This window comes from Burkholderia sp. b14 (genome assembly GCF_900156195.1).
In the GTDB taxonomy this organism is placed as follows: Bacteria; Pseudomonadota; Gammaproteobacteria; order Burkholderiales; family Burkholderiaceae; genus Mycetohabitans.
This window is the reverse complement of sequence record NZ_FTPJ01000002.1, coordinates 413,966-429,882: the sequence shown is the minus strand read 5'-3', so window position 1 is coordinate 429,882 and position 15,917 is coordinate 413,966. Positions and strand designations below refer to the sequence as shown.

General features: G+C 59.4%; 14 protein-coding genes and 5 pseudogenes. 12 read left to right on the top strand and 7 right to left on the bottom strand.

Features of this window, described 5'->3' with window-relative positions:
- Positions 1 to 204 precede the first annotated feature (204 nt).
- The 3 genes and pseudogenes from B0B13_RS03105 to B0B13_RS03095 form a co-directional block, all read right to left on the bottom strand.
- Positions 205 to 783: pseudogene (locus B0B13_RS03105) on the bottom strand (IS110 family RNA-guided transposase); the annotation flags it as partial.
- A 53-nt stretch (positions 784 to 836) separates the two neighbouring features.
- Positions 837 to 1,874 carry an IS481 family transposase gene (locus tag B0B13_RS03100; protein ID WP_076793855.1) on the bottom strand — a complete coding sequence of 346 codons (1,038 nt, stop codon included), beginning with the start codon at positions 1,872 to 1,874 and terminating at the stop codon, positions 837 to 839.
- A gap of 112 nt (positions 1,875 to 1,986) precedes the next feature.
- Positions 1,987 to 2,262: pseudogene (locus tag B0B13_RS03095) on the bottom strand (IS110 family transposase); the annotation flags it as partial.
- 135 nt (positions 2,263 to 2,397) lie between these two features.
- Here B0B13_RS03095 and B0B13_RS03090 point away from each other — a divergent pair.
- From B0B13_RS03090 to B0B13_RS19005, 5 genes and pseudogenes are all read left to right on the top strand, one after another.
- Positions 2,398 to 2,691: pseudogene (locus B0B13_RS03090) on the top strand (helix-turn-helix domain-containing protein); the annotation flags it as partial.
- A 150-nt stretch (positions 2,692 to 2,841) separates the two neighbouring features.
- Positions 2,842 to 3,072, top strand: a complete 231-nt coding sequence (locus B0B13_RS03085) for a hypothetical protein (protein WP_076788124.1) — start codon at positions 2,842 to 2,844, stop codon at positions 3,070 to 3,072.
- An 89-nt stretch (positions 3,073 to 3,161) separates the two neighbouring features.
- Positions 3,162 to 4,562: an NAD(P)-dependent oxidoreductase gene (locus B0B13_RS03080; RefSeq protein WP_076794299.1), complete on the top strand. Its 1,401-nt coding sequence runs from the start codon at positions 3,162 to 3,164 to the stop codon at positions 4,560 to 4,562.
- 70 nt (positions 4,563 to 4,632) lie between these two features.
- The gene (gene preA, locus B0B13_RS03075) at positions 4,633 to 5,910 is read left to right on the top strand and encodes an NAD-dependent dihydropyrimidine dehydrogenase subunit PreA (protein ID WP_076788121.1); all 1,278 of its coding nucleotides are present in this window, start codon (positions 4,633 to 4,635) and stop codon (positions 5,908 to 5,910) included.
- A 78-nt stretch (positions 5,911 to 5,988) separates the two neighbouring features.
- A pseudogene (locus tag B0B13_RS19005) lies at positions 5,989 to 6,197 on the top strand (hypothetical protein); the annotation flags it as partial.
- A gap of 114 nt (positions 6,198 to 6,311) precedes the next feature.
- Here B0B13_RS19005 and B0B13_RS03070 read toward each other — a convergent pair.
- The 3 genes from B0B13_RS03070 to B0B13_RS03060 form a co-directional block, all read right to left on the bottom strand.
- Complete coding sequence (locus tag B0B13_RS03070; protein WP_076788119.1) at positions 6,312 to 6,641, bottom strand: type II toxin-antitoxin system YafQ family toxin; 330 nt, start codon at positions 6,639 to 6,641, stop codon at positions 6,312 to 6,314.
- Entirely contained in the window at positions 6,613 to 6,891 is a 279-nt protein-coding gene (locus B0B13_RS03065; RefSeq protein WP_013428592.1) for a type II toxin-antitoxin system RelB/DinJ family antitoxin, read from the bottom strand. The genes B0B13_RS03070 and B0B13_RS03065 overlap by 29 nt, the downstream gene beginning before the upstream one ends.
- A gap of 500 nt (positions 6,892 to 7,391) precedes the next feature.
- Entirely contained in the window at positions 7,392 to 8,387 is a 996-nt protein-coding gene (locus B0B13_RS03060) for a DNA-binding protein (RefSeq protein ID WP_076794297.1), read from the bottom strand.
- 152 nt (positions 8,388 to 8,539) lie between these two features.
- Here B0B13_RS03060 and B0B13_RS03055 point away from each other — a divergent pair, with 152 nt between their 5' ends.
- Positions 8,540 to 9,766, top strand: coding sequence for a tyrosine-type recombinase/integrase (locus tag B0B13_RS03055; protein ID WP_076794295.1), 1,227 nt, complete (start codon positions 8,540 to 8,542; stop codon positions 9,764 to 9,766).
- Between the two features lie 225 nt (positions 9,767 to 9,991).
- Here B0B13_RS03055 and B0B13_RS03050 read toward each other — a convergent pair.
- A pseudogene (locus B0B13_RS03050) lies at positions 9,992 to 10,727 on the bottom strand (IS5 family transposase).
- A 669-nt stretch (positions 10,728 to 11,396) separates the two neighbouring features.
- Between B0B13_RS03050 and B0B13_RS03045 the strand changes: the two are divergent.
- The 6 genes from B0B13_RS03045 to B0B13_RS03020 all read left to right on the top strand — a co-directional run bounded on the left by B0B13_RS03045 (position 11,397) and on the right by B0B13_RS03020 (position 15,870).
- On the top strand, positions 11,397 to 11,879 hold the full coding sequence (locus tag B0B13_RS03045; protein WP_076794294.1) for a glycoside hydrolase family 108 protein: 483 nt from the start codon (positions 11,397 to 11,399) through the stop codon (positions 11,877 to 11,879).
- Between the two features lie 3 nt (positions 11,880 to 11,882).
- On the top strand, positions 11,883 to 12,533 hold the full coding sequence (locus B0B13_RS03040; protein ID WP_076794292.1) for a hypothetical protein: 651 nt from the start codon (positions 11,883 to 11,885) through the stop codon (positions 12,531 to 12,533).
- A gap of 342 nt (positions 12,534 to 12,875) precedes the next feature.
- A complete protein-coding gene (locus tag B0B13_RS03035; RefSeq protein WP_076794290.1) occupies positions 12,876 to 13,643 on the top strand; it encodes a S8/S53 family peptidase in 768 nt (255 codons plus the stop codon).
- Positions 13,609 to 14,013 (top strand): S8/S53 family peptidase, encoded by a 405-nt coding sequence (locus B0B13_RS03030; protein ID WP_076794289.1) that lies wholly within the window; start codon positions 13,609 to 13,611, stop codon positions 14,011 to 14,013. The genes B0B13_RS03035 and B0B13_RS03030 overlap by 35 nt, the downstream gene beginning before the upstream one ends.
- Before the next feature lie 75 nt (positions 14,014 to 14,088).
- Complete coding sequence (locus tag B0B13_RS18200; RefSeq protein WP_170872341.1) at positions 14,089 to 14,226, top strand: hypothetical protein; 138 nt, start codon at positions 14,089 to 14,091, stop codon at positions 14,224 to 14,226.
- A gap of 159 nt (positions 14,227 to 14,385) precedes the next feature.
- Entirely contained in the window at positions 14,386 to 15,870 is a 1,485-nt protein-coding gene (locus B0B13_RS03020) for an IS5 family transposase (protein WP_076794287.1), read from the top strand.
- The last annotated feature ends 47 nt before the right edge of the window (positions 15,871 to 15,917 follow it).

Here is a 15,917-nt window from a genome sequence, read left to right as displayed (position 1 = left end):
CGCACCGGTCGATCCTCAAAATGTCGGCAGCTGCTAAGAGCTGTACAACTTGTCAGGTTCTTCGTCCGGTCGCTGTGCCGTTGGATCATCAAAGTTACAGCAGTCGCAAAACCTGGTTGGGGTAATACGAAAAATCAGCCCGCGAGCTTCAGGCGCGATGCATCGTAAGTGGTGTGTTTCGTCAGCACCGCCCAAGCGATTCACCGCTCGGGCGCCTTGCACGAGCAGGTGGCGTAAATGCTTGTCGCCACGCTTGCTTATTCCACACAGGATACTTCGGCCACCTGTGCTGTGCTGCCGTGGCACCAGCCCGATCGAGGCTGCGAAGTTTCTACCGCCCTCAAACTGTGCGACGTTGCCAACCTCCGAAACTAGCAGACTCGCTGTGATGGCGCCGATCGCTGGAATTGACAGCAGCCGAGCTGCGTTCTCGTCTTCGCGAAGCTGTACCGTCAGTTCTCGCTCGACGTCATCAACCTGCTGATCGAGGTAAAGATAGTGAGAATGAAGTCGGTAGATAAGCTGGATTAACCGCGGCGGCAAATCATGCACCGTAAGCGCATCAGGCAGCCTGCGTAGCGTGGTCCTTGATAGAGGAACAACGATGCCAAACTCGAGCAAAATTGCGTGAATTCGGTTAATAGTGGCCGTACGTTCGACCACGAGGCTCTCGCGGACCCGATGTAGGGCGGCTAGAAGCTGCTGCGCTTGTGTTCGAGGCTCGACGAAGCGCATTGAGGGGCGGCAGGCCGCTTCACAGATCGCCTCGGCGTCGATGTAATTGTATTAGCCGGAACTTGATCTGACAGATAGTCGGGCCGATAGAAAAGAAGCGGTCAATGTGGAATGAGTTTCTCCTTGGCAAGTGCTAGTGAATCGAGGAAGGTGCGCATGGGCGTCTTGCCATAACACCATCGCCCCTGATGCTCACGTTCATTGTTGTACTGATCGAGCCATGCATCAAGATCGGTTTGTAAGGCGTCGATCGATTCGTAGATCTTCTTGCGGAACACCACCCGATAGAACTCGTTGAGCATGGTTTTGTGCAACCGTTCGACGATGCCGTTGGTCTGCGGCGACTTGGCCTTGGTGCGGGTATGGTCGATGTCTTCTACAGCCAAATACAGCTCATATTCGTGATGCTCGGGATTGCCACAGTATTCGGTGCCACGATCCGTGAGCACGCGCAGCAGCGGGATGCCGAAACTGTCGAAGAATGGGACAACACGATCATTGAGTAAGTCAGCCGCCGGCAGCGGTGTCTTGCGATCATAGAGCTTAGCCAATGCCACCTTCGAATAGGTGTCGACAAAGGTTTGTTGATAAACACGACCTACGCCTTTGAGGCTACCGACATAGAATGTATCCTGCGCGCCACAGTAGCCTGGACATTCAGACTCGAACTCGCCGTGGGCCTCTTTTTCCTGTTTGGCGCGCTCCAGCGCGACCAACTGGGCTTCGGTCAGCACCAGCCCGTCCTGAGCGGATTTGGCTTCCAGCGCCTTTAGACGCTTGTTCATGGTCTGCAGATCGTGACGCAGCCAGATGCTGCGAACGCCCTGAGGCGAGACCTTTAACGCATGGCGCTTGAGCACTTCATTGGCGATGCGGATCTGACCATAAGCGGGCAGTTCCAGGGCCAGTTCAACTACGGCCGCCTCGATCTGCGGATCCACGCGGTTTTTGGGCAGCGGGCGGCGGTGGGAGATTTCCTGCAGCGCCGCTTCGCCGCCTTTATCGTACAGTTCCTTGAATCGGTAGAAGCTGTCGCGTGAGTAACCCATCACGCGGCAAGCTTGGCTGACGTTGCCCAGTTGCCGGGCCAGTTCGAGCATGCCGACTTTGGCACGGATGACCTTCTGTTCCTGAGTCATGGCGGACCCCTTGCTGTTCGTGGCGCGCGTTGCCGCGCAGGGCGTAGCCCGTAGCGGCAACGCGCGCCAGCATGAAAAACCAACCACTGTCAGTTTTAGTCTAGTTCACTGCAATGTAATCATTCTTATTGCTCTTCACGAAAGGCCGCACGTATTGCGGCGAAACAAGCCTGGCAGTATGGCCCATTTCGTTAAGCTTACGTGCCAACCAATGCGAGCCAGCACACGCCTCCATGACTACGGTAACCGCCTTGAAATTGCTGAAAAACGACAGTAGCTGTGCCCGCGAAAGCTTCTTACGCAATACCTCGTGCCCCTTCGCATCTTGCGCGTGCAAATGAAAAATATGTTTGCCCAAATCGATGCCGATCAGAGTGACCTCGTTCATGGCGCTCTCCTCTACGTTGGCCCGAACCTCTCATGGTAGAACGATCGCTGAGATCGGGCTGGCCATTTCATTATGTCCGCTTTTCGGTTCATCGTAAGCTAACCGGCGGCTGGGAATCCAGTGCCGGAGGGTTTGATGGCAACGACAAAGCGGATAACCATGACGATGCGCGAGCTAGACCGATTCAGGGTCATTCAGGATGTGGTGGAGGGCAAACTCAAGCCGTGGCGCGCGGCCCAACGACTCGAGTTGACGACCCGACAGATTCGTCGTCTGATCGAACGACTACGCGAACACGGACCGCAAGGTCTCGTGTCGCGGCGGCGGTCGAAACCGAGCAACAACCGGCTGGATGCTGGAACAGCCGAGCGCACGCTCTCGATCCTCCGCGAGCGCTATGCCGATTTTGGGCCGACGCTGGCCAGCGAGATCAACGCAGGAGCACGAAAATCACGACGCCGGAAATCTATCGGGAAAACGGACAGCCTTTCCTGCTGGAAATAAAGTGGGTATGCTGTTACCACTACACCGGCACGACGTCGGGAATGCGGTATCAGGGCGAGTATCTGCACAACGACCATGGGATCGTCACTGAACGGCCGATCGAGACGCGCGCATCGGCTATGCGGACGCGCAGCTGTGCGGCGGGCGGCCGATTCACGCGGCGTTCGATCTGCATATCGAGCAGGGGCCGTCCTGGAGAGCGAGAACAAGACGATCGAGGTCGAGGACGCGAAGCCCGAATGGATCGAGGCCGGCGCCAACGTGCTGCTGCATGCGATGCTCGAGCGCGCGTGCGAGCCGCGATAGCCGTTCCCATCATAGGGTGATCGGTTCGGTTTATGCGAGCCGTACATCGCGGCCGGTAGGATTGTGTTTTTTGCTCAAAGGAACCTTTAATGTCCTTGCAACAAACCGGCGACATTGCAGCAGGCCGCCTGCCTGCGGACCAGCTCGCGGCAAACTTCGCCGATGTCGCGCCACCGCTGGGCGCCTCCGCGGCTGTCGTCGAGGCGAACCGCTGTCATTATTGCTACGACGCGCCGTGCGTGAACGCATGCCCGACGAGCATTGACATCCCGGGGTTCATCCGCAAGATCGGCAACGGCAACCTGACGGGCGCCGCGCGTGACATCCTGTCGGCCAACCCGCTCGGCGGCATGTGCGCGCGCGTCTGCCCGACCGAAATCCTCTGCGAAGGCGCTTGTGTGCGTAACAAGCAGGATGGCAAGCCGGTGGCGATCGGCGCACTGCAACGGCATGCGACCGACCACCAGATGGCGCGCGAGGCGGCGTCAGGCAAACCGCTGTTCACGCGGGACGCCGACACTGGAACGCATGTCGCGGTGGTCGGCTCGGGTCCGGCGGGGTTAGCCTGCGCGCATACGTTGGCCCAGGCTGGGCACCGGGTGACGATCTTCGACATGCATGACAAGCCGGGCGGCTTGAACGAATACGGCATTGCCGCATACAAGACGATCGACGACTTTGCGCAGCGTGAAGTGCGATGGCTGCTGTCGATCGGTGGTATCGAACTGCGCGCCGGGCAGCGGCTCGGCCGCGACATGACCGTCGCGCGGTTGCGCGCGCAATTCGATGCCGTTTTCATTGGCATCGGGCTGGGGGGCGTCAATGCGCTGCATGTTGACGGTGAGACAATTGACGGCGTGCTCGACGCGGTGGACTTTATTGCTCGGCTGCGCCAGAGCGTCACGCTCGACGCGGTACCCGTCGGCCGGCGCGTGGTAGTGATCGGCGGCGGTAACACGGCGATCGACGCCGCCGTGCAGAGCCTTAAGCTGGGCGCGCAGCAGGTCACGATTGTCTACCGGCGCGGCGTCGAGCAGATGAGCGCGACGTGGGCTGAGCGCGAATTCGCGCGCAAACAAGGCGTGGTGCTGCGCGAATGGGCGCGGCCGCTGCGCATCGTCGGCGCGCCGCATCCGCAACCAGGGCGCCGCCCGCAGGTCACCGCAGTGCGATTCGAGGCCACGGCCCTGGACGCGGACGGCAAGCTCATCGGTACCGGCGAGACTTTCAGCATCGATGCGGACGTCGTGCTGAAGGCAATCGGCCAGACGCTCATACCGGACGGATTAGAGGCTCAGTTACTGACTATCGAGGGCGGCCGGATCGCCGTTGACGCCGACGGTGCGACGTCAATGCCCGGTGTCTGGGCCGGCGGTGACTGCACACACCACTCGGGACTGGATCTGACGGTACAAGCGGTCCAGGATGGCAAGCGCGCTGCGCATGCGATCCATCGCCAGTTCACACGCAGCGCGGTCAAGGCGGCATGATCTTACAGCACGGCCTGCCGACCGTATGACATGACAACTCACATCGATATCAGAAACCGGAGCGCCGATCATGGCTGACCTTCGCTGCACGATAGCCGGCATCGTATCGCCGAACCCGTTCTGGCTGGCCTCCGCGCCGCCCACCGACAAGGCCTACAATGTCAACCGCGCGTTCGAGGCCGGCTGGGGGGGCGTGGTCTGGAAAACACTGGGCCTGGACCCGCACGTGGTCAATGTCGGCTCGCGCTACGGGGCCACGACGTACAACGGCCAGCGCATCGCCGGGTTGAACAATATTGAGTTGATCACAGACCGCCCGCTGGAGGTGAACTTGCGCGAGATCGCGCAGATCAAGCGCGACTGGCCGGACCGGGCGCTGATCGTATCGCTGATGGTGCCGTGCAATGAGCAGGCATGGAAATCGATCCTGCCGCAGGTCGAAGATACCGGTGCCGACGCCGTCGAGTTGAACTTTGGCTGTCCGCACGGTATGAGCGAGCGCGGCATGGGCGCCGCGGTCGGCCAGGTGCCTGAGTACGTCGAGATGGTTACCCGCTGGGTCAAGCAGGCGAGCCGGCTCCCCTGCCTGGTCAAGCTCACGCCGAACATCACCGACATCCGGCTGGGTTCCCGGGCCGCCCACGCGGGCGGCGCCGATGGCGTATCACTGATCAACACGATCAATTCGATCATCGCGGTTGACCTGGAGCAGATGGCGCCGATGCCCACTGTCGACGGCAAGGGCACGCACGGCGGCTACTGCGGACCGGCGGTCAAGCCGATTGCATTGAACATGGTGGCCGAGATCGCGAGCGATTCCAGTACGTCGGGGCTGCCGATCTCCGGCATCGGCGGCATCTCGAACTGGCGCGATGCGGCCGAGTTTATCGTGCTGGGCGCCGGCAGCGTGCAGGTCTGCACGGCAGCGATGCACTACGGATTCCGTATCGTCACCGACATGATTGATGGTTTATCGAACTGGATGGATGACAAGGGTTTCGCGACACTGGATGAGGTGCGCGGGCGCGCCGTGCCCAATGTGACCGACTGGAAGTACCTGAACCTGCAATACGACATCAAGGCGCGCATCGATCCGTCCAAATGCATCCAATGCGGGTTGTGCTATATCGCGTGCGAAGACACGTCGCATCAGGCGATCACGGCGAGCCGCGGCGGCCAGCGCCATTTCGAAGTGGTCGACGAGCGCTGCGTCGGGTGCAATTTATGTATGCACGTATGCCCGGTCGATCAATGCATCACGATGGAGCGCGTGGACGCCGGCGGGTATGCGAACTGGATCACGCATCCGAACAATCCCGCGCACGTGGCCGAGCCGCAGCCCGCGTAAGCGCGTCGCGCGCTGCGCCGATCGATTTAGATTCGAGGCGGCACGCTGATTGACGCGAACTAGCGTTGGCGTGCCGACGTGCTGTGCGCATCCAGCGCCGAAGGCGGCAAGATCATGCAGATCGGACCCGACTTGCGCGCGCCGGCCGGTGCGACGGTGATCGGTGCCGGCGGACATCACGTCCGGCACTGCGGCCGGACTCGCGGGGGGCGCACGAGCACGGCGTATCCAGCTTCAAGCACTTCATGGCCTACAAGAGCGCGATCATGGCCGACGACGAGATCTTGGGGTGAGGCTACCCCCAAATCGCTTCGTTTTCGTAAGACGCTGTGCAGCTCGGGCGAGCGCAGTAGCGCCGGCCACCGACACGTCGAGCGCGCGGTGAAGGCCCTCTTGTCCTGCTAAGAAAAAAGTTCGGAATGCGTGCCCGCTCGGACGAAGATCACTAAGCCATGCTTGCCGATATCAGCGAGCTTATAAATAAGCAGAAAATCGCCCCCAATGTGACACTCCCGGTGATTGTCCCACTCTCCCGCAAGCGAGTGATCCAACCACTCAGCAGCAAGCGGGCCATCATTGGCAACAAGCAACGTCATGGCCTCTTTCAACCGGTTCATATCGTACCGGCCCGAGTAAGACAGACGTTGCCAGTCCTTGAGAAATGCTTTGGTGTAATCTGATGCGCGCGGTAGAGTGGCCCGCTTACTTGCGGGTGTTCTTTTCAAGGTCATTCATCAAAGCGTCGGAAGTTGCAAAGCGAACGTGGCGGCTCTCGATGATTTCGCGAGCTTCAGCCATGGCGGCACGGCTGGCCGCATTGGGCGCTTGGATCGCAAAGGGCAGCGCTTTGTCTGCCACGATGCGCGTCAGGAAGACTCGAATGGCATCGGAGACAGTCAGCCCCATCGAGGCTAACGTTTGCGCAGCCTGCGCTTTGACGGTCTCGTCAATACGGATATGAACCATTGTCGTTGTAGCCATTGCGACCTCCTATCATGTGAGATACATTGTATCTCACAAAGCGATGGCCAGCAAGAAACACTGTGTTTTTGATTGGGGTGGCTTCTTAATGCGGAAAATCGTATGCCAAGCGGCCTCACTTCTTGGTGCGCGCGGGTGCTGCGAGCAGTGAGCAGCTTTTCAACCCTTTTACCGACACGCATTCGTCAGGGCGAGAGGTCACGGAGTCGTTTAGTCGGATTGATTGGGATGCACTGGCGCATACTCGCTCCGGTAAGGCTAACCAACAGCAATCTACACTGATTCCGCGTCAAAACCGTGGCAGCCACGATGTGGTGCGCGCCATAACAATGGATGAATACAAGCGGCTGGCCCATTATCTGGGTCCCCTGCCGCCCAGTGCCCTCCGGAGCGGTGATGATTCGAGACTTGCCCGAGATCGGCTATGGGCTGACCTATGCTTGCTAACCGGCCTGCGGCCACATGAGCCTTTGTATAAAAAGCGAATGTCGGTGACGGCGTCACGGCGTCTTTTTGAGCGCACGCGTGGGCGGGCGCGGCCGCGGCCGCCTAATCGGGCCAGAGGTCTGGCCTGATGCGGACTGGGTGGGTCTGCGCTGCCGTACGCGCCGCGCTTTTTCAGCGTCGGCGTTCGCGCGCTGCAGCGCGGCTAAGTTGCCTTCCAGCATGCCAATGTGCTGGCGTGCGTCCCCCAATTGCGCCTGCAGCGCTTGCCGCTCAGCGCGGCGCTGCGCGTCACTTTCGTCGGCGCGTCGCACCGCCGCATCCCGTTCCTTGATTAGACGCGCGCTGATGCGGCGCTCATGCTCGGTCTCCAAGAGCGCGCGCTTTTCCGTCGCTTGCAGCCGCGCTTCGGCGCGCGCCGTGTCGGCCCGCAGCTTATCGAGTTCGCGGGCAAAATCGGCGCGCGCTTGGGCGAGTGCGGCGTCTCGCTCCTGGGCGTCGCGTTGCAAACGCTCGACTTCCGTGTGCAGTGTCTGGCGCGCTGCTTCAGCCGCCGCCAGCGCGGGCTCCAGTTCTTGGAGGCGTGCCTGCGCAGCGAGCAGCGCCGCGTGGTGCGTCGCGAGCGTGCGCTCGGCGTGCGCCGCAGCCTCGCGGGCGGCGGCTACTTCGGCGGCGGCCGCGTCGCGCTCGACACGCACCTCGGTACGTATGTCTTCCAGCGCCGCGTGCGCGGTGGCCGCGGCTCGCTCCCACAGCGTCGCGATGAGCGCGCCGGCGGTGTCGCGCAGCTCGGTGGGCAAATCCGGGTGGTCGAGCTTGACACGACTTTTTTCACGCAGCTCGCGCCAGAACTCGGCGAGGACCTCGGTGGGCGTGCCCATGCTGCCCTTGCGCACCAGCTGGTACAGGCGGTTCGCGGTGGGAGTGATGCCAAAGCGAAAGAACAACAGCGCGCACACTTCGCGATACAACTCGCGTGTATTCGGATGCGCGGCTTTCAAGCGCGCGATCTCGGTGGCCAGCGCCGCGTCAAGGGGCAGGGCATCACTCATCGCAGTTTCCAAAAAGTTTGCTTAAATAATACTACGTAATACGGTAAATATCTAACAACTTTGCCACACTACACGACATTACGCCTATAATGTCGTGTCGCCTAAACAAACGTTGTGTTTCGTTTAACCCTCGCCCTGGGAGCGCCCCACCCGTGTCCGTCACCCCGTTCACTGCCGTAACACCGGTCGAGGCGCTCGTGTTGCCCGAGCATCTGGACGGGCGCGACGGCACTAATCGCGGCGCCCCGGAGACGGCGCAGCTCGCCGCGCGTCACGACCTGGACGCCGTGCGCGCCTGGCTGTCCAATTACGCCGACACCCAAACGACGTTCGAGGCCTACCGTAAGGAGGCCGAGCGGCTCATGCTGTGGGCCGTCGTGCAGCTCGGCAAGCCGCTGTCGTCGCTCACGCACGAGGACCTACAACAATTCAACGCGTTCCTGGCCGACCCGCAGCCCGCGAGCCGCTGGGTGTCGGCCACCGGCGGCAAGTACGCCCGCGGCGATGCGCGCTGGCGGCCCTTTAATGGGCCGCTGTCCGCAGCGAGCCAGCGGCAAGCGCGGGTGATCCTCAACGGCCTGTTCACGTGGCTAGTGGACGCTGGCTACCTGCGCGGCAACCCGATGGCGCTACTGCGCCAGCGCGCCAAGCACTCGGCGCCGCGCATCACGCGCTACTTATCCGTTTCGCTATGGGACGAGGTCAAGCGCTTCGTTGAGCAGCTGCCCCAAGAAACAGCCGCGCAGCGCGCGTACTCCGCGCGCTGCCGCTGGCTGACCACGCTCTTCTATCTGCAAGGCCTGCGCCTTTCCGAGGTCGCCCACGGCACCATGGGCGACTTCTCGCGGCGTCTGGGCCCGGATGGACAGGACCAGTGGTGGCTTGACATCGTGGGTAAAGGGCAACGCGCGCGGCGCGTGCCGGCGTCGCCAGAGTTGATCGTCGAGCTGGCCCGCTACCGGCAGGCGTGTGGCCTGCCCTCGCTACCCCGCCGGGCGGAGGACACGCCGCTGATCGTGCCCTTCCGGGGCCCGCACCGTGGTCTGTCGCGCTCCGCCCTGCATGACGCGATCAAGCGGATCTTTCGCGACGCCGCGTCGTGGCTGCGCGCACGCGGCCCAGCCTTTGCCGATCGGGCTGACGAACTGGTGCGCGCGTCGGCGCATTGGCTGCGGCATACGGCCGGCTCCCATCAGGCCGACGCCGGCCTCGATCTGCGCACGGTGCGCGATAACCTCGGGCATGTGTCGCTGACCACGACGAGTTTGTACTTGCATGAGGAAGAGGACACGCGGCACCGCCAGACGGTACGCGGCCATCGGATGAACTGGGACGACACGGACCCGGTCGAGCCGCCTGCTCAGGCGCCACAGCGCTAATGGCCGGCCCGCTCCGCTTGCGGTGCGAATCTAGTGTGCAGCCGTGCCTCAATGTGTTCACGGTCGCCCCCCACTCTTTAAATGGCAGTAGCCTTGGCATCATGCAGCGCGCCTGCCCTGCGGCCCATTGCCCGGCTCAACCGAGTTACGCGATGACGTGGGCCCCTACGACAGCTGGGCCTGCGCTTGGCGCTTCACACCCTGGTGCCGCTTTGCTAGAGCGTGTTATGCACTTTGCAAGATAGGCGCGGCATGAACGCGCATGAGCATGGCAAAGACGACGAAATGCAAGCCGACGAGCGTCTCAGGCAAACGCTCGTCGTCGCGAGCGAGTCTTCGCAAGCGCTTGAGCCATCCGAAACTGCGCTCGACAATCTGTCGGCGCGGCAGCAGGATAAAGCCCTTCGTTGCCTCTGGCCGTTTGATACCCTGCAATTCGATGCCTTCATCTTGCGTGGCTTGTGCAGGCTCTTCTCCTATATAACCTTGGTCGGCAAAGGCAAGCTTCACGCTCTGCCCGCTCACAAGCTGCCCCGCTTGTGCCAACACCGGAACTTGCGCGCGCGCTTGCTCATTGACTGGCGTGACATGAACCGCCAGCCAATGCCCGAGCGTATTGACGACCATATGCACTTTGCTTGCCCGTTTACGCTTGTCGCCGCCATAACCTGCGCGTGGGCCACGCTCGCAGCTCGACTGCAACGTCCGCCCGTTCAGAACCACCGCACTGGTCTGAGCTTGCCGACCCTGCGCAACAAACAGCACCGAATGCAAATCCTGAGCCATCGCTTCGAAGCAGTCCGCTCGCAGCGAGCATTGAATTTGCTGATACACCGCCTCCCATGAAGGAAAGTTCGTCGGCAGCATGCGCCACGCAGCGCCCGCGTGAGCTAGCCAACGCAGCAGCGAAGCGCCATTCCTCGTCCGTCACGTCGCTCGGATAGAGTCTGCGCTTCTCCATCTTGATTCGATTCTGAGCTTCACTGAAAGTGCATAACACGCTCTAAAAACGGGCAACAGGTGTCGAAGGAAGGAAAAATCCACGCCGGTAGTCCAAGTGATGCGATACGCGCTTGACCACTATTGTCACCTGCAGGTTCACACAAAATGTGGAAGAGCCACTTCTAAGTTGCTGCTGACATGGCACGGTGCCAAATTTTTAACTATAGCAAAGCACGGCTACTCGCTTTAGGAAAAGTCATCGTAATCGGTATAATTTTCATAAAACAATGCGCCGTGAAAATTTTTCATTTTTTCAACATCCTAATTTTTTATGTTGTATTCATTTAGCAATCCACACTAGTACTTGACATCAAAGTAGAGTGGTGTAGATTGAAATCAAGGATTTATTTTTTGAGCGGCTCAACCGATACAGCCAAGCTCCATGTCGGTGCAATGCGGTTACATATCGTTGGTCTATCGATGGGTGTTTGGTATTGCTTCAGTAGTTAATGTTTAACATCGTAGCGTTGATTGGGTTGTGCGTTGCGTAGTGTGATATGCGGGAACAAGTAGGCATGTTTGCAAGGACTGCAAATGGGTCTCAAGAATTGACGGGCGTGCTTTTCGTATTGCGTCATGTGAACCGCTTCGTGTGTCAGATGAATGAACGTTCCTTTGGTGGCCCAGCATGAGCACTTTTGATGATGCTTTTGACCAGCTCATTGGCAATGAAGGTGGTTATTCCAATCACCCTCAGGATCCTGGCGGTGAAACCATGTGGGATATCACCCAGCGGGTGGCGCTCGCGTGGGGCTATACCGGTCCCATGCAGGATTTGCCGCGTGAGACAGCCAAGCACATTGCCAAGACGCTTTACTGGGATCCGCTGCACTGCGATAGTTATGATGCGCGTGTTGCGTTTCAGCTCTTAGATGCCAACTACAACGGTGGCCCTGTTGTCGTTTGGATGCAGCAAGCCAGCGGCACGCTCGCTGACGGCAAACTTGGACCTAAGACGATTGCCGCGGTGCAAGCGGTCGACCCGGAGCTATTTATCCTGCGTTTTGTAGCCGCCCGCCTAGCTTATTTAACCGCGCTGCAAACGTGGCCCAGCTTTGGGCGCGGCTGGACGCGGCGAATCGCCACTAATTTGAGAGTAGCCGGAGCTTAGATCATGTTACCGATTGTTCTCGCTCTTGCGCAGTTTGCGCCGCAAATCGCCCAGTGGATTGGGGGTAGCCGGGCCGAACAGGTGGCGCAGAAAGTGGTCACGATTGCTCAAACGCTCACCGGTACCAGCACGCCCGAGCAGGCGTTGGCTGCAATCCAAGCCAATCCCGAACTGGCCTACCGGTTTCAGGAGTCGATCGTTGAGAGCCAAGTCGAGCTGCAGTGCATCGCCGCTAAATTGGAGAAGGCCCCCATCACCGCCAACATCGAAACGGCGAAAGTGAACGCCGCCGACCGCGCTAATGCTCGGCAGATGACCTTGACTGCAGAAGACCACACCCCGCGTAACCTTGCTTATCTATATACAGGTGCCCTATTTTCGGTGATTGGCGCGCACTTCTGTCTGTTGTTTTTTGATATAAAGGTCCCGGAGATTGCCTTTGGCGTACTCGGCAATATTGAGGGCGTGCTGATTGCGATGGTCTTGAGCGCAAAGGAATTCTTCCTCGGTTCGTCTTCAATGGCGAAAAAGCAGGCTGCCGTGATTACCAGCTTCGCGACCGATCCGGACACTTATGTTACGACTCAAGCGCTCAATCCTATGGTAACGCGCACCGAGGCAACATTGCCGTCGTTAGCCGAAGGCAAACCCTAGAATGTTTTATGTTTATGGTCAAAAAATTCATTTGCAGAAAACCTATAACAATATCAGTTAGGATAGAGCATTGATCTGTCTAAAAGACAAATTATAACAATAGTTGCATTCTCATTCTTGAGGGATTTTTTTAGATTTCCTCGATTTATTTTGTAAGTTCTTTATTGAAGGAGAAACTCATGAGTGTCTGGCATATTTTGACTGATTGGCGTGAACGCCCTCCGTGGCCCAGTGCTCGCGTGTCGGGACGCACCAACTCCAATGCTTCAATCGCCAAGGGCGGAAAAGCCGCTTATCGGGGAATCATTGGGCTCCACCTATTAGAGACCGGGAGAAAGTGACATGCACAGCTATCTCAAACAGCAAAGCCATATGCAAAGCTATCTCAGACAGGAAGGTTATATGCGAAGCTATCTTAAGAAGCGGAAGAAGCCGTACTTTGACGATTTAGCAAACATCCCATCAGAGGGGTTGACACCGGCACAGGTTTGCCAAGCGTACCAGTTCGCCAAAGTCCAGCCAGTACGCCCGGTGAAGTTGGGAATTGTTTCGCTTGGTGGGTACTATTCGTCTTCAGACATGAGCAAAGCCTTTACCGGCTATGGGTTACCTACGCCAGTTGTGAGTACGGCAGGACCACAAGTGCTGTGGGACTCGGATTCGACAGTCGAGAACATGCTGGACATCGAATGTGCTGGCGCAGCTTGGGCTTATGCGACCGGGACGGCTGCGACCCTCTTGGAGCAGTTCGAGCCCAATAACGCAACCGGCATTCCCGATGCGATCAACGCACTTGTCGCGGCCGGGTGCGAGGTAATCTCGATTTCCTGGGGTGGGCCCGCTAACAGCCAGCCGACAGAGGCTATTAACGCTCGCATGAAGGCCTGCGAGCAGGCTGCAGTGCAAAATGTCCATGTCTTCTCCGCATCAGGCGACAGTAGTCTTAATGACGGGACCAATTTTCGTACACCTGATGATCCCTGCTGCGATCCCAACGTCTGGGGTGTGGGCGGAACCCGCTTGGTGCTCCAAGCGGATGGCTCGATCGCGCAGGAATCAGCGTGGGGCGATGGCAATGCCGCCGATTCGGGGGGGGGGCGGTGGATTTGATCCGCGTGAACCGCTGCCAGCCTACCAAGTGGGCATTGTCCACAGCGAGCATCGTGGCAGCCCTGACAGTTCAGCCAACGCCGACCCCGCGTCAGGCTATGCGATCGTCGCCAATGGGCAATGGCAGATTGTCGGAGGAACTTCGGCGTCAGCCCCACTGACTGCCGGCTATGTCGCGGCAATCCTCTCAACCTTACCCGGACCGATCAGCCAAGGCGTTCTCCAGCGCAAGCTCTATACGGCGCATGAGACAGCGTTCCGCGATATCGTGCTTGGAAGTAATGGCGCGCCGGCGCAGCCTGGTTGGGATGAGGCGGCTGGCCTTGGCTCCATTAATGGGCCCGGACTGGCAACTGCTCTGCAGAGTTAAACATCAGTTGATTGCCAAACCCGGCGCGGAGGCTTAGAGGCCGTATCAGTCGGTCACACCTGTTGGGTGCTGCAGGTGAGCCGCTCTGGCTATTACGCGCATCGGCGAGCCAAGCCTAGTGTCGCCCGTGTGCAGCAACAGGTCTACGTGAACGTGGCGTTCGTGGCCAGTGGCGGCAGCCATGGCAGCCGCCCAGTGATGTACGAGCTGTGAGACCAAGGGCTGCGTATCGGGCGCCACCGGTTACATAGTCCGCCCTGCAAAAAGTTTGAGATGCTGTTGCAGTCAGGCGCAGAAGTCGATCGAGGGGTTGCGCAACTCCCAGAAAGATAATCCAATAGGGCCAATTTCTGGGAGTTTTAAACACTGCCGATGAGCACGAGCCAGACAAGTTCTTGTGGGACACCGGATTTTTTTCGTAGCCGCCTGGACGCGATGATTGACCTGCGGCACCCGCTTGCGGTGCTGGCCACGCGTATGCCATGGCGCACGATTGAAGCGACGCTCGCCCCGCTGTTTGAGCGGCGCACGCGCGAAGCTCTAAGCAGCACCGTGCCCGATCTGTTCGGGATGGCACCGAAGCTCGCTGGCGCCGGTGTAAGCGTAGCCGGGCGTCCTCGACTGTCAATGCGATTGATGGTGTGGCTGCTCTATTTGAAGCATGCCTACAACGAAAGTGATGAGTCGGTGTGCGAGCGCTGGGCACAGCACGTGTACTTTCAGTTCTTCTGCGGTGAGCAGTACTTTCAGCCACGCCTGCCGTATGATCCGACCAATTTAGTGCGTTTTCGGCAAGCCTTGGGCGAAGCCGGCGTCGAAGAATTGCTGGCCGCGACCCTTACCGCTGCCGCACAAATGAAGGCGCTCAAGCCGGTCGAATTTGAAAGCGTGATCGTGGATACTACCGTCCAAGAGAAAGCGATGGCTTATCCGACTGACAGCCGGCTGCTGGAGGTGGCGCGTAGCAAGCTGGTGCGCTTGGCCCAGCATGCGGGCTTGGCGCTCAAGCAAACCTACGAGCGCGAAGGCAAACGACTACGCCGACGCGCCGGCGGCTACGCGCATGCCAAGCAGTTTAAGCGTCTGCGCCGCGTGCTCAAGCGCCAGCGTACCGTGTTGGGTCGAGTGCTGCGCGAGATCGAACGCAAGCTGGACAAGATCTCGCACGAGCGACAAGCGCCATTGCACAGGTGGCTGCAACGAGCCTGGCGCATTTGCCAACAGCGTGCCAAGGACAAAGACAAACTGTATGCACTACATGCGCCGGAAGTTGCATGCATCGGCAAAGGCAAGGCCCGCCAATCGTACGAGTTTGGCGTCAAGGTAAGTCTAGCTATCACGCACAAACAAGGGCTCATTGTCGGTACGCGAGCGTTTGCTGGCAACCCCTACGACGGCCACATTTTGGCCCAACAGCTCGAACAAACCTCGATCCTAATACAGGATTTGGCCGGTGCCCCACGTGTGAAGACTGTGCTGACCGATCTGGGCTTTCGTGGTGTGGATGCTCAGGTTGCGCCCGTACAGTTGATGCATCGCGGAAAACTCAACAGGTTGACCCCGGCACAACGGCGTCGTTTGAAGCGGCGTCAAGCCATCGAGCCGATCATCGGACATGTCAAACAGGATCATGGAATGCGGCGCTGCTGGCTCAAAGGCGTCACCGGTGATGCGGTACATGCCGTGCTGTGCTCGACAGGCTATAACCTGCGCTGGCTGCTACGCGCCATTACCCGGTTGGGCATCCAGCCCGCCTTTTTTGTGCTTGGGTGGCTGCGCTCGCTTTGGCGCTGCGCCACTACCTGTCCTGTTTCACTTCCCTCGCACCAAACTTCTCATCCCAATTTTGAATTTTGAAGGGCCGACTACGTACGTAAGCATCCGGCGAAGGCATTCCAGGGCGT

Excerpts from the sequence above, each read along its gene's own strand:
- B0B13_RS03100 (WP_076793855.1), bottom strand. The coding sequence starts at position 1,874 with ATGACTCAGGAACAGAAGGTCATCCGTGCCAAAGTCGGCATGCTCGAA.
- B0B13_RS03085 (WP_076788124.1), top strand. The coding sequence starts at position 2,842 with ATGGGATCGTCACTGAACGGCCGATCGAGACGCGCGCATCGGCTATGC.
- B0B13_RS03080 (WP_076794299.1), top strand. The coding sequence starts at position 3,162 with ATGTCCTTGCAACAAACCGGCGACATTGCAGCAGGCCGCCTGCCTGCG.
- preA (WP_076788121.1), top strand. The coding sequence starts at position 4,633 with ATGGCTGACCTTCGCTGCACGATAGCCGGCATCGTATCGCCGAACCCG.
- B0B13_RS03070 (WP_076788119.1), bottom strand. The coding sequence starts at position 6,641 with ATGACCTTGAAAAGAACACCCGCAAGTAAGCGGGCCACTCTACCGCGC.
- B0B13_RS03065 (WP_013428592.1), bottom strand. The coding sequence starts at position 6,891 with ATGGCTACAACGACAATGGTTCATATCCGTATTGACGAGACCGTCAAA.
- B0B13_RS03060 (WP_076794297.1), bottom strand. The coding sequence starts at position 8,387 with ATGAGTGATGCCCTGCCCCTTGACGCGGCGCTGGCCACCGAGATCGCG.
- B0B13_RS03045 (WP_076794294.1), top strand. The coding sequence starts at position 11,397 with ATGAGCACTTTTGATGATGCTTTTGACCAGCTCATTGGCAATGAAGGT.
- B0B13_RS03040 (WP_076794292.1), top strand. The coding sequence starts at position 11,883 with ATGTTACCGATTGTTCTCGCTCTTGCGCAGTTTGCGCCGCAAATCGCC.
- B0B13_RS03035 (WP_076794290.1), top strand. The coding sequence starts at position 12,876 with ATGCACAGCTATCTCAAACAGCAAAGCCATATGCAAAGCTATCTCAGA.
- B0B13_RS03030 (WP_076794289.1), top strand. The coding sequence starts at position 13,609 with ATGCCGCCGATTCGGGGGGGGGGCGGTGGATTTGATCCGCGTGAACCG.
- B0B13_RS03020 (WP_076794287.1), top strand. The coding sequence starts at position 14,386 with ATGAGCACGAGCCAGACAAGTTCTTGTGGGACACCGGATTTTTTTCGT.